General features: G+C 58.0%; 12 protein-coding genes. 5 read left to right on the top strand and 7 right to left on the bottom strand.

Annotation, left to right across the window (positions count from 1 at the left end; all coding sequences use genetic code 11):
* Nucleotides 1–70: 70 nt before the first annotated feature.
* Complete coding sequence (locus tag CE636_RS29035) at nucleotides 71–202, bottom strand: hypothetical protein (RefSeq protein WP_004140630.1); 132 nt, start codon at nucleotides 200–202, stop codon at nucleotides 71–73.
* Nucleotides 203–241: 39 nt separating this feature from the next.
* Between CE636_RS29035 and mfd the strand changes: the two genes are divergently transcribed.
* Nucleotides 242–3,688, top strand: a complete 3,447-nt coding sequence (mfd, locus tag CE636_RS25080) for a transcription-repair coupling factor (protein WP_017898956.1) — start codon at nucleotides 242–244, stop codon at nucleotides 3,686–3,688.
* 164 nt (nucleotides 3,689–3,852) lie between these two features.
* Nucleotides 3,853–4,806: a L,D-transpeptidase LdtC gene (ldtC, locus tag CE636_RS25075; protein WP_017898955.1), complete on the top strand. Its 954-nt coding sequence runs from the start codon at nucleotides 3,853–3,855 to the stop codon at nucleotides 4,804–4,806.
* Between the two features lie 128 nt (nucleotides 4,807–4,934).
* On the opposite strand, the gene bhsA is transcribed toward ldtC, so the two are convergent.
* The gene (bhsA, locus tag CE636_RS25070) at nucleotides 4,935–5,192 is read right to left on the bottom strand and encodes a multiple stress resistance protein BhsA (RefSeq protein WP_002900788.1); all 258 of its coding nucleotides are present in this window, start codon (nucleotides 5,190–5,192) and stop codon (nucleotides 4,935–4,937) included.
* Nucleotides 5,193–5,325: 133 nt separating this feature from the next.
* Between bhsA and CE636_RS29030 the strand changes: the two genes are divergently transcribed.
* Entirely contained in the window at nucleotides 5,326–5,445 is a 120-nt protein-coding gene (locus CE636_RS29030; protein WP_048294479.1) for a hypothetical protein, read from the top strand.
* The gene (locus tag CE636_RS25065; RefSeq protein WP_004204579.1) at nucleotides 5,442–6,077 is read left to right on the top strand and encodes a TetR/AcrR family transcriptional regulator; all 636 of its coding nucleotides are present in this window, start codon (nucleotides 5,442–5,444) and stop codon (nucleotides 6,075–6,077) included. The genes CE636_RS29030 and CE636_RS25065 overlap by 4 nt, the downstream gene beginning before the upstream one ends.
* 52 nt (nucleotides 6,078–6,129) lie before the next feature.
* Here CE636_RS25065 and CE636_RS29025 read toward each other — a convergent pair whose 3' ends face one another.
* The gene (locus tag CE636_RS29025) at nucleotides 6,130–6,252 is read right to left on the bottom strand and encodes a hypothetical protein (protein WP_004140642.1); all 123 of its coding nucleotides are present in this window, start codon (nucleotides 6,250–6,252) and stop codon (nucleotides 6,130–6,132) included.
* Nucleotides 6,253–6,321: 69 nt separating this feature from the next.
* On the opposite strand from CE636_RS29025, the gene CE636_RS25055 reads away from it, so the two are divergent.
* Nucleotides 6,322–8,511, top strand: coding sequence for a TonB-dependent siderophore receptor (locus CE636_RS25055; protein ID WP_017898954.1), 2,190 nt, complete (start codon nucleotides 6,322–6,324; stop codon nucleotides 8,509–8,511).
* A gap of 57 nt (nucleotides 8,512–8,568) precedes the next feature.
* Here CE636_RS25055 and CE636_RS25050 read toward each other — a convergent pair whose 3' ends face one another.
* From CE636_RS25050 to nagZ, 4 genes are all read right to left on the bottom strand, one after another.
* Complete coding sequence (locus CE636_RS25050) at nucleotides 8,569–9,108, bottom strand: glycine zipper 2TM domain-containing protein (protein WP_002900781.1); 540 nt, start codon at nucleotides 9,106–9,108, stop codon at nucleotides 8,569–8,571.
* A gap of 193 nt (nucleotides 9,109–9,301) precedes the next feature.
* Nucleotides 9,302–10,606: an NAD(P)/FAD-dependent oxidoreductase gene (locus CE636_RS25045; RefSeq protein ID WP_008805997.1), complete on the bottom strand. Its 1,305-nt coding sequence runs from the start codon at nucleotides 10,604–10,606 to the stop codon at nucleotides 9,302–9,304.
* A 244-nt stretch (nucleotides 10,607–10,850) separates the two neighbouring features.
* Nucleotides 10,851–11,393 carry an alpha/beta hydrolase YcfP gene (gene ycfP / locus CE636_RS25040; RefSeq protein WP_002900775.1) on the bottom strand — a complete coding sequence of 181 codons (543 nt, stop codon included), beginning with the start codon at nucleotides 11,391–11,393 and terminating at the stop codon, nucleotides 10,851–10,853.
* A 35-nt stretch (nucleotides 11,394–11,428) separates the two neighbouring features.
* Entirely contained in the window at nucleotides 11,429–12,439 is a 1,011-nt protein-coding gene (nagZ, locus tag CE636_RS25035; RefSeq protein ID WP_072140424.1) for a beta-N-acetylhexosaminidase, read from the bottom strand.
* Nucleotides 12,440–12,456 lie beyond the last annotated feature (17 nt).

The following is a 12,456-nucleotide window of genomic DNA, read 5'->3' as shown; positions in this document are numbered from 1 at the left end:
GACTGATACCTGACGACTTTATTAGCAAAAATCCTAAAACCCAAGCAAATACAAACGGATAGATAAGTACTTACTTATTTATCTTTACGCTTATCGACAGCGCTGACCTTTCTTCACCCAACACGCGATGGCAATTCGGGTTGGCGAATCCAGACCAATCGCGGATAATCTCACTATTGAATATCAGCGAGTTGCCCTCCATATCGGCAGAGCGAATCCCTAAGAGACCATGAAACCGTCTATGCCTGAACAATATCGATACTCATTGCCGGTGAAAGCCGGTGACCAGCGCCAGCTTGGCGAGTTGACCGGCGCAGCCTGCGCCACCCTGGTGGCGGAGATGGCCGAACGCCACAAGGGCCCGGTGGTGCTGGTGGCGCCTGACATGCAAAACGCGCTGCGTCTGAACGACGAGATCAGGCAGTTCACCGACAGCATGGTGATGGGGCTGGCGGACTGGGAGACGCTCCCTTATGACAGCTTCTCACCGCATCAGGACATCATCTCCTCCCGTCTTGCCACCCTTTACCAGTTACCCACCATGCAGCGCGGCGTGCTGATCGTCCCGGTCAGCACGCTGATGCAGCGCGTCTGTCCGCACAGCTTCCTTCACGGCCACGCGCTGGTGATGAAAAAGGGTCAGCGCCTGTCGCGCGATGCGCTGCGCGATCAGCTTGAGGGGGCCGGCTACCGCCATGTCGATCAGGTGATGGAGCATGGCGAATATGCTACCCGCGGCGCGCTGCTCGATCTGTTCCCGATGGGCAGCGACCAGCCCTACCGCCTCGATTTCTTTGACGATGAAATCGACAGCCTGCGCCTGTTCGACGTCGACAGCCAGCGCACGCTGGAGGAAGTGGCGGCCATTAACCTGCTCCCGGCGCACGAATTCCCCACCGATCAGACCGCCATCGAGCTGTTCCGCAGCCAGTGGCGCGACCGCTTTGAAGTGAAACGCGATGCCGAGCATATCTATCAGCAGGTCAGTAAAGGGACGCTGCCTGCCGGTATCGAATACTGGCAGCCGCTGTTCTTCAGCGAGCCGCTGCCGCCGTTATTCAGCTATTTCCCGTCCAGCACGCTGATCGTCAACACCGGCGATCTCGAGGCCAGCGCGGAGCGTTTCCAGAATGAAGCCCGCGCCCGTTTTGAAAACCGCGGCGTCGATCCGATGCGCCCGCTCCTGCCGCCGGAACTGCTGTGGCTGCGCAGCGATGAGCTGTTTAGCGAACTGAAAAAGTGGCCGCGCGTACAGCTGAAAACCGAGCGCCTGGCGGACAAAGCGGCAAATACCAATCTGGGCTACCAGACGCTGCCGGACATCGCCGTCCAGGCACAAAACAAAGCGCCGCTGGATAATCTGCGCCGCTTCCTCGAAGCGTTTACCGGCCCGGTTATCTTCTCGGTGGAAAGCGAGGGTCGCCGTGAAGCGCTGAGCGAAATGCTGGCGCGGATTAAAGTTGCGCCAAAACACCTGCTGCGCCTGGAGGAAGCCACCGGCAACGGGCGCTATCTGATGATTGGCGCCGCCGAGCACGGGTTTATCGACAGCCAGCGCGGCCTGGCGCTGATTTGCGAGAGCGACCTGCTCGGCGAGCGCGTCGCGCGCCGTCGTCAGGATTCCCGTCGCACCATTAACCCTGACACACTCATTCGCAACCTTGCCGAACTGCATATCGGCCAGCCGGTCGTTCACCTGGAACACGGCGTGGGACGCTATGCGGGGATGACCACCCTGGAGGCGGGCGGCATCACCGGCGAATACCTGATGCTGACCTACGCTAACGATGCCAAATTATACGTTCCGGTCTCCTCCCTGCATCTTATTAGCCGCTACGCCGGCGGAGCGGAAGAGAACGCGCCCCTGCATAAGCTGGGCGGCGATGCCTGGACCCGGGCGCGGCAAAAAGCGGCCGAGAAGGTACGCGACGTCGCGGCCGAATTGCTGGATATCTACGCCCAGCGCGCAGCGAAAGCCGGTTTTGCCTTTAAACACGACCGCGAACAGTATCAGCTGTTCTGCGACGGTTTCCCGTTTGAAACCACGCCGGATCAGGCGCAGGCGATCAACGCCGTCCTCAGCGATATGTGCCAGCCGCTGGCCATGGACCGCCTGGTGTGTGGCGATGTGGGCTTCGGCAAGACCGAAGTGGCCATGCGCGCCGCCTTCCTCGCTGTGGAGAACCACAAACAGGTGGCGGTACTGGTGCCGACCACCCTGCTGGCTCAGCAGCACTATGACAACTTCCGCGATCGTTTCGCCAACTGGCCGGTACGCATCGAAATGCTCTCCCGTTTCCGCAGCGCTAAGGAGCAGGCGCAGATCCTCGAGCAGGCCGCGGAAGGCAAAATCGATATCTTGATCGGCACCCACAAGCTGCTGCAGAGCGAGGTGAAGCTCCGCGATCTGGGGCTGCTGATCGTCGACGAAGAGCACCGGTTTGGCGTGCGGCATAAAGAGCGTATCAAAGCGATGCGCGCCGATGTCGATATCCTGACCCTCACCGCCACGCCGATCCCGCGAACGCTGAACATGGCGATGAGCGGGATGCGGGATCTGTCGATCATCGCCACGCCGCCGGCGCGCCGCCTGGCGGTAAAGACCTTCGTTCGCGAATACGATGCGCTGGTGGTGCGCGAGGCGATCCTGCGTGAAACGCTGCGCGGCGGCCAGGTTTACTACCTGTTTAATGACGTCGAGAACATCCAGAAAGCCGCCGACAAACTGGCGGAGCTGGTGCCTGAAGCGCGGATCGCCATCGGCCACGGTCAGATGCGGGAGCGTGAGCTGGAGCGGGTGATGAATGACTTCCATCACCAGCGCTTCAATGTGCTGGTGTGCACCACCATCATCGAAACCGGGATCGACATTCCCACCGCCAACACCATCATCATCGAACGCGCCGACCATTTTGGCCTCGCCCAGCTGCACCAGCTGCGCGGCCGCGTTGGCCGCTCCCATCACCAGGCCTATGCCTGGCTGCTGACGCCACATCCAAAGGCGATGACCACCGATGCGCAAAAGCGCCTTGAAGCCATTGCCTCGCTGGAAGATCTCGGTGCCGGCTTTGCGCTAGCTACCCACGATCTGGAGATCCGCGGCGCCGGGGAACTGCTGGGCGAAGATCAGAGCGGTCAGATGGAGACCATCGGCTTCTCCCTGTATATGGAGCTGCTGGAGAATGCGGTGGATGCGCTGAAAGCCGGGCGCGAGCCGTCGCTGGAGGATCTCACCAGCCAGCAGACGGAAGTCGAACTGCGCATGCCTTCCCTGCTGCCTGACGATTTCATCCCCGACGTCAATACCCGCCTGTCGTTCTATAAGCGCATTGCCAGCGCCAAAAACGAACAGGATCTGGAGGAGATCAAAGTCGAGCTGATCGATCGTTTTGGCCGCCTGCCCGACGCCGCCCGCAACCTGCTGGATATCGCCCGTCTGCGTCAGCAGGCGCAGAAGCTGGGGATCCGTAAACTGGAAAGTAACGAAAAAGGCGGCGTGATCGAATTTAACGAGAAAAACAACGTCAATCCGGTGTGGTTAATTGGCCTGCTGCAGAAGCAGCCGCAGCACTTCCGCCTGGACGGGCCGACGCGCCTGAAGTTCATGCAGGATCTCGAGGAGCGTAAGACGCGGATGGACTGGGTTCGCCAGTTCATGCGCCAGCTGGAAGAGAACGCCGTCGCCTGATCGCGGGGGGATATGGCCGTTACGCCGTATCCCCCTTTCCACATATCTGGCAATCTTTACAAACATTTTGCAATCCGCCTGGATTTCCCCACACAGACTCACGCCATAATCTCATCTCCTTTTTCATATAAAAATAACCACTTATATATTTTGGAGTTATGGTAATGAGAATCCGTTTCCCCTTGATGCTGGCGCTGGTCGCGCTGGTTGCTGCGCTGGCGCTGCCCGCGCGCGCTAACACCTGGCCCCTACCCCCGCCGGGCAGCCGACTGGTGGGGCAGAATCAGTTCCATGTGGTGCAGGATAACGGCGGTTCGCTGGAGGCGATTGCCAAAAAGTACAATGTCGGCTTCCTGGCCCTGCTGCAGGCCAATCCCGGGGTGGACCCCTACGTTCCGCGCGCCGGCAGCGTGCTGACCATCCCCCTGCAGACGCTGCTGCCCGATGCGCCGCGCGAAGGGCTGGTGATTAACCTTGCCGAACTGCGCCTCTACTATTACCCGCCGGGCAAGAATGAAGTGACCGTCTACCCGATCGGCATCGGCCAGCTGGGCGGAACCACCATCACGCCGACAATGGTTACGACCGTGTCCGACAAGCGGGCCAATCCGACCTGGACGCCAACCGCCAACATTCGCGCGCGCTACAAAGCGATGGGGATTGAGCTGCCGGCGGTGGTGCCTGCCGGTCCTGACAACCCGATGGGACATCACGCCATCCGCCTCGCCGCCTATGGCGGAGTCTATCTCCTGCACGGCACCAATGCCGATTTCGGCATTGGTATGCGCGTCAGCTCCGGCTGTATTCGTCTGCGCGACAACGATATCAAGGCGCTGTACAACGCCATCTCGCCGGGCACGAAGGTGAATATTATCAACACGCCGATCAAGGCGTCGGTAGAGCCGGACGGTCGCCGTCTAGTTGAGGTCCATCAGCCGCTGTCTGAGCATATCGATGATGACCCGCAGACCCTGCCTATTACGCTTAACGCGGCCATGAAGGCGTTCAAACAGGCGCCGCAGACCGACGGAACAGTGATGGAGCGCGCGATGAATTACCGCTCGGGCATGCCCATTGACGTCACCCGTCATGCGGACCCCGGCCCGCAGTCGCTGTAACCTCACGCTGCAGAAAACAAAAAACCCGCCTGAAGGCGGGTTTTTTGTTGGCAAGGGTCAAACAGGGGTACAACAGGGTATTACTCATCGCTGACCGGTGAAGGGGGCCGGGCAGCGACGCATCGGGTTTACTTGTAGATAACCGCGGTACCGTGAAGGGTATTCGGACCGGTTACCGAAGTAATACGGTATGAGGTGGCGCCCATCTCATCCGCTTTCTGCGCCAGCTGGTCTTCCAGCGAACCCAGGTTAGTCCCTGCGGAAGCTGAGATAGTACCCACTTTATGCTGGCCGGCTGGGGTGGACTGCACCTCAACAGCGGCAAAGCTGGCGAAAGAGAGGGAGCTAAGAACGGCGGCAATAGCCAGAGTATTAACGGTTTTCATGATTATTATACCTATGCAGATGAATTTTATAGTAGGGTCGTAAGCATTAACTTAACGATCGATAGGTAAATATTAATGTGATCTAAGTCACACGTCAACGCATTTTTATAACGATCGTTTAACTATTTATAAAATGCTTAATTTTCATACGCATATGAATTATTTATTTTTGAACCAACAGCGCTGGCCCCGGCGATCGTTTATTTTTATAATGACGATTCACCAAACCAACATAGGTACAACGGCATCATGACAACTGACGTTCAGAGTTGCGCCAAAAAAAGCCGTGGCCGACCGAAGGTGTTCGACAGGGATGCGGCGCTGGACAAAGCCATGACACTCTTCTGGCAGCACGGCTATGAGGCGACCTCGCTCGCCGATCTGGTCGAGGCGACAGGAGCAAAAGCCCCCACCCTGTATGCGGAATTTGTGAATAAAGAAGGACTGTTCCGCGCAGTATTGGACCGTTACATTTCGCGCTTTGCCGCGAAGCACGAAGCCGTGCTGTTTGCTGAGGGAAAATCCGTCGATCGGGCGTTGCGCGACTACTTCACCGCGGTCGCCACCTGTTTTACCAGCAAAGAGACACCGGCCGGCTGCTTTATCATCAATACCTCCGCCGCGCTGGCCGCCTCCTCGACGGATATCGCCAATACCATCAAATCCCGCCATGCGATGCAGGAGCAGGCGCTAACCCAGTTTCTGCAGCAGCGGCAAGCGCAGGGCGAACTGCCCGCGGGCCGCGACGTGGGGCAGCTGGCGCAGTTTCTCAACTGTGTCCTGCAGGGGATGTCCATCAGCGCACGGGAAGGCGCCGATTTTGACAAACTGATGCAAATCACTGACACCACCCTCCGTCTCTGGCCGCTGGTCCTCGAGTCCTGATGCGCCCCGCTTCCGGCGGTGTTCAACCGCCGGAACCGCCCGCCGTTTCGCTTTATCCCCACAAAATAGATTGATTTTTATTACCTTTTCTCGCGCAAGATAAACGCAAATGATATTGATTGCGATATTCATTATGTGCAAAATCCTTTTTTGAGTTTTTCCAGATGTTTCGCATTGTAACGAATACCGGCCCGACGCCGGCCCATAACAACGACAAAACAACTTGCTCATAAAAGGAATGGATATGAAAAAGCGCCTCTGGGTGCTCCACCCTCTGCTGCTGGCCAGCGCGCTGCCTGCGCTGGCGGCTCAGTCTGAAGAAGACAGCATCATCGTTAGCGCGAACCGCACCCATCGCACCGTAGCCGAAATGGCCCAAACCACCTGGGTCATTGAGGGCCAGGAAATTGAGCAGCAGGCCCAGGGCGGAAAAGAGTTCAAAGACGTGCTGGCGCAGCTGATCCCGGGCATCGACGTCAGCAGCCAGGGGCGCACCAACTATGGGATGAACATGCGCGGGCGCGCCATCGTCGTGCTGATTGACGGCGTCCGGCTCAACTCTTCCCGCACCGACAGCCGCCAGCTCGACGCCATCGACCCGTTCAACATCGAACATATCGAAGTGATCTCCGGGGCAACCTCGCTGTACGGCGGCGGCAGTACCGGCGGACTTATCAACATCGTCACCAAAAAAGGGCAGCAGGATCGCCAGGTCGATCTTGAGGTGGGCAGCAAGAGCGGGTTTGCAAACAGCAACGATCATGATGAGCGCGTCGCGGCGGCGGTCAGCGGCGGGACAGACCACGCGTCCGGGCGTTTATCGGTAGCCTATCAGCGTTTCGGCGGTTGGTACGACGGCAATAACGATGCGCTGATCCTCGATAACACCCAAACGGGGCTCCAGCACTCTGATCGTCTGGACGTCATGGGGACGGGGACGATCGAGATCGACGACAACCGCCAGCTGCAGCTGGTCACCCAGTACTATAAAAGCCAGGGCGATGATGACTATGGCCTGTGGCTCGGGAAAAATATGTCCGCGGTCACCAGCGGCGGCAAAGCGTACACCACCGATGGGCTCAATTCCGATCGTATCCCCGGCACCGAGCGCCATCTGATCAGCCTCCAGTACTCCGATGCCGATTTCTTCGGCCAGAATCTGGTGAGCCAGGTGTACTATCGCGATGAGTCCCTCACCTTCTATCCATTCCCGACGCTCAGCAAAGGTCAGGTCAGCAGCTTCTCCTCGTCGCAGCAGGATACCGATCAGTACGGGGCAAAGCTGACCCTCAACAGCCAGCCGCTGGCGGGATGGGATCTCACCTGGGGTCTCGACGCCGATCATGAGACCTTCAATGCCAACCAGATGTTCTTCGATCTGCAACAATCGCTGGCGTCCGGCGGGCTGCACAACGAATCGATCTACACCACCGGCCGCTATCCGGGATACAGTATCTCCAACGTCGCACCGTTCCTGCAGTCGAGCTATGATCTGAACGATATCTTTACCCTCAGCGGCGGTGTTCGCTACCAGTGGACCGAAAACCGGGTTGACGACTTTGTCGGCTACGCCCAGCAACAGGATATAGCCAACGGCAAAGCGCGCTCCGCCGACGCCATCAAAGGCGGAAAAACCGATTATGACAACTTCCTGTTTAACGCCGGGATCGTGGCCCATCTGACCGAGCGTCAGCAGACCTGGTTTAACTTCTCGCAGGGCGTTGAGCTGCCGGATCCGGGTAAATACTATGGCATCGGGAAATACGGCGCGGCGGTCAATGGTCATCTGCCGCTGCTCTCCAGCGTCAACGTCGATGACTCGCCGCTGCAGGGGATCAAAGTTAACTCGTATGAGCTGGGCTGGCGCTATACCGGCGATAACCTGCGCACCCAGCTGGCGGCGTATTACTCGACTTCGGATAAGACCATCGTCGTCAACCGTACCGATATGACCATCGATGTTCAGTCCGACAAACGGCGTATTTACGGCGTTGAGGGTGCGGTCGATTACTTTATTCCGGACAGCGACTGGAGCGTCGGCGGCAACTTCAACGTGCTGAAATCACAGGTGCAGACCGATGGCCGCTGGCAGAAGTGGGACGTCACCCTCGCCTCGCCGTCCAAAGCCACCGCCTGGGTGGGCTGGGCGCCGGATCCGTGGAGCCTGCGCGTGCAGAGCCAGCAGGTGTTTGACCTCAGCGACGCCGCCGGCAACAAGCTGGAAGGCTATAACACCGTCGATTTTATCGGCAGTTACGCGCTGCCGGTGGGGAAACTGACCTTCAGTATCGAAAACCTGCTTAACGAAGACTATATCACCATCTGGGGCCAGCGCGCGCCGCTGCTCTACAGCCCAACCTACGGCAGCTCGTCGCTGTATGAATACAAGGGCCGCGGCCGCACCTTCGGTCTGAATTACGCGTTAACCTTCTGATAAAAAAAGCCCCTCAGCCTGAGCGATTGAGGGGCTAATCAATACACAAATCTGTTTTTAGATTTTGTTGTTCAGGACCAGCTGGCCGTTGTTGTCCAGCGGGATCTGGCTGCCAGGATCGTGATCCATCCGGATTTTCCCCTGCTGATCGCCTATCTTATAGGTCACATCGTAACCCAGCATTTTGTCGGATTTGTCATACACCGTTTTGCAGCGCTGCTGCGTGGTGGTGTAGGTGTCGTTGTCCTGCATCGCGCCCTGGATCTGGTTACCGGCATAGCCGCCGCCCAGCGCGCCCACCACCGTCGCCACGCTGCGTCCGTGACCGCCGCCGAACTGGTGGCCAATCACCCCGCCCGCCACCGCGCCCAGCACGGAACCGGCGATGCGGTTTTCATCCTGTACCGGACGACGATGGGTCACGGTGACATTGCGGCATTCCTGGCGCGGGGTTTTCACGGTTTCTTTAATCGGTGTACTGGAGACCACTTGCGCATACTGCGGGCCGCGATCTAACACGTTGAGACCAGCGACAGCTGCAACGCCCAGCGCGGCAGCCACGCCTATCCCTATACCCGCCAACATAGATTTATTCACGGGAGATCCTCCTTTGTTGCTGTTGATACAATTTTGCAACCGGACCCGGGAAGGCGCAAATCAGATAGCGGATGAAAAGTGCGAGAATTCGCTGCAAATCAAAGGGATTCAGAGGATTCCGAGCGGGATCGCCGCCGGTTCAGCAGAAGAGCCCGGAGGCGCCGCCAGGGCGCGCTCCGGGTCGCAACAGCGATTAATGCAGCTTGAGGCGCGGACGAATGATGCGGTTGATGCGCCCGACCAGCATCATCAGGCCGGTTTTGAAATAGCCGTGCAGGGCGATCTGGTGCATACGGTACAGGGAGATGTACACAAAGCGCGCAATGCGCCCTTCCACCATCATCGAGCCGCGCATCAGGTTGCCCATCAGGCTGCCGACGGTGGAGTAGTTGGATAGCGACACCAGTGAGCCATGGTCTTTATAGGTATACGCCTTCAGCGGTTTACCTTTCATCTGCGCGAGGATGTTATTCAGCGCGCAGGTAGCCATCTGGTGCGCCGCCTGGGCACGCGGTGGCACAAAGCCGCCCTCCGGACGGGCGCAGGAGGCGCAGTCGCCAATGGCGAAAATATCCGCGTCGCGGGTGGTCTGCAACGTCGGCTCAACCACCAGCTGATTGATACGGTTGGTTTCCAGGCCGCCGATCTCTTTCATGAAATCTGGCGCTTTGATCCCGGCCGCCCAGACCATTAGATCCGCTTCAATATATTCGCCATCTTTGGTGTGCAGGCCGCCCGCATCGGCGCTGGTGACCATGGTCTGCGTCAGCACCCGTACACCCAGCTTGGTCAGCTCATTATGCGCCGCCCCGGAAATGCGCGGCGGCAGCGCCGGCAGAATGCGTTCGCCCGCTTCGACCAGCGTGACGTTCAGCGCTTCGTTGGTCAGCCCTTTGTAGCCGTAGCTGTGCAGCTGTTTCACGGCATTATGCAACTCAGCGGAGAGTTCCACGCCGGTGGCGCCGCCGCCGACGATGGCAATGTTTACTTTACCGTTAGCGCCGAGGTTCGCGGAGTATTTAAGGAACAGGTTGAGCATTTCCTGATGGAAACGACGCGCCTGGTGCGGGTTGTCGAGGAAAATACAATTCTCTTTAACGCCAGGGGTGTTGAAGTCATTCGAGGTACTGCCCAGCGCCATCACCAGCGTGTCGTACGGCAGTTTACGCTCAGCCACCAGCAGCTCGCCTTTTTCATTGCGCAGCTCGCCGAGGGTGATGGTCTTCCCTTCGCGATTGATATCGACCACCGACCCCAGCTGGAACTGGAAGCCGTGGTTGCGGGCATGGGCCAGATAGCTCAGCGCATCGACACCTTCATCCAGAGAACCGGTGGCCACTTCGTGCAGCAGCGGCTTCCACAGATGGCTGTGGTTACGGTCCACCAGGGTGATTTTCGCTTTCTTATGGCGCCCTAACTTTTTCCCCAGCTGAGTTGCCAGTTCCAGTCCGCCTGCGCCGCCACCCACAATTACGATTTTTTTCAATGGCGTAGTCATGTGTACCCCTAAAATTATTAACCAATTGTTAAATAAAAGTTATTAAAATAGCCTTTATTTAACAACAAGTTACGTCAATGAAACCATTCAGCACTGTCGAGAATACCATGAACGGTGCATTGGTCATACCAAAATTGATGTGCATCAAGTTTTGTCGCGTATTTTTTCAGCGAAACCAATAAGTGTAGACATGAAAAAACCCGCGCGGTGAACCCGGCGCGGGTTTGGAGACAGGGGAAAAGGCTTAACCGAGGGTTTTAAACGCTTTCAGCCGCTGCAGGTGCGGCGAAATGTTTTTAAACTTATGGGTCTGCTCTTCATCCCAGATAATTTCATAATAGTGGTGCAGAAGGTCGGCGGAACGCTGGCTGTCCAACGCTTCGTCCTGTCGGGAAAGCACCACCAGGCAGCGATCGCGGTTCTTTTCGCGGAAGTTGGTCACGCATTTGGTGGCGATGTCAGCATACTCTTCCGGTCGGTCGATTTTGCCTTCCATATTCTCATGCGGAAACAGGTTCGGATTGAACACCGCCTGACGGATATCGCACAGGAAACCAATCCGCTCCGCCCAGTAACCGCCGAGTCCAACGCCGCAGATCAGCGGCCGGTCATCGGCGGTAAGCTGCAGCATTTTATCAACCTCTTTCAGCAGATGCTGCATGTCGTGCTTGGGATGGCGCGTGCTGTAGCTTATCAACCGCACGTCAGGGTCAATAAACTGCAACTGCATCACCTTCTCGTGGTTACCGGGGCTGTTCGAGTCAAAACCGTGTAAATAGATAATCATCGCATCCTCACCAGACAACAACGCCCCGCAGAGCGTTACGCGGACTTCGCCTCTTGCCAGCGCGCATGAAGCTGCTCCAGCTGGGCACTCACCGTTTTCCAACGGGCTGAATCCCTTAACTCCTGACGGGAAAAGGAACCTTTATGATACAATTTCGTAACACGCTCTGCTTTGATCGGCGACAGGTTATCCAGCACACTGACCGCGCCCTTACGATTATTGCAGACGAGTATCATATCGCAACCGGCGTCGAGCGATGCCTGGCCGCGTTCGGCATAGCTGCCCATGATCGCCGCCCCTTCCATCGACAGATCGTCGGAGAAAATCACCCCATCGAAGCCCAGCTCGCCGCGCAGCACCGTTTTCAGCCAATAGGCCGAACCGCTCGCCGGACGCGGGTCGAGCTCCGGGTAAATCACATGCGCCGGCATAATGGCATCCAGACGCTGCTCGGCGATAAGGCTTTTGAATACCGCCATATCGTGGTCGCGGATAACCGATGCCGGACGCGGATCGAAGGGGGTTTCTTTGTGCGAATCGGCAGTCACCGCCCCGTGTCCCGGGAAGTGTTTGCCGGTGGTTTTCATGCCCGCGGCGTGCATGCCGTCAATGACGTGACGCGCCATCGTCAGCGCTTTCTGCGGATCTTCATGATAAGAGCGTTCGCCGATTGCGGCGCTGATGTGACCGACGTCCAGCACCGGCGCAAAGCTGATATCGATGTCCATGGCGATCATTTCGCTGGCCATCAGCCAGCCGGCCTCGGCGGCCAGTTTGCCCCCCTCTTCCATCCCCAGCAGCGCAGCGAAAGACTGGGCCGCCGGTAAACGGGTAAAGCCTTCGCGGAAACGCTGAACGCGTCCCCCTTCCTGATCGACCGCCACCACCAGATGGTTACGGGAGGCTTCGCGGATCTGGCGCACCAGCTCCCGCAGCTGCGCCGGATCGTGATAATTTCGGGTGAAGAGGATCAACCCTCCCACCAATGGATGCGCCAGAATCTCTCGCTCTTCCGCATCCAGTTCATACCCTTCTACATCCAACATCACTGGGCCCACACTGA

It is taken from the genome of Klebsiella sp. LY (genome assembly GCF_004010915.1).
Classification (GTDB): Bacteria; Pseudomonadota; Gammaproteobacteria; order Enterobacterales; family Enterobacteriaceae; genus Klebsiella; species Klebsiella quasipneumoniae.
This window is presented reverse-complemented; position numbering and strand designations above follow the sequence as displayed.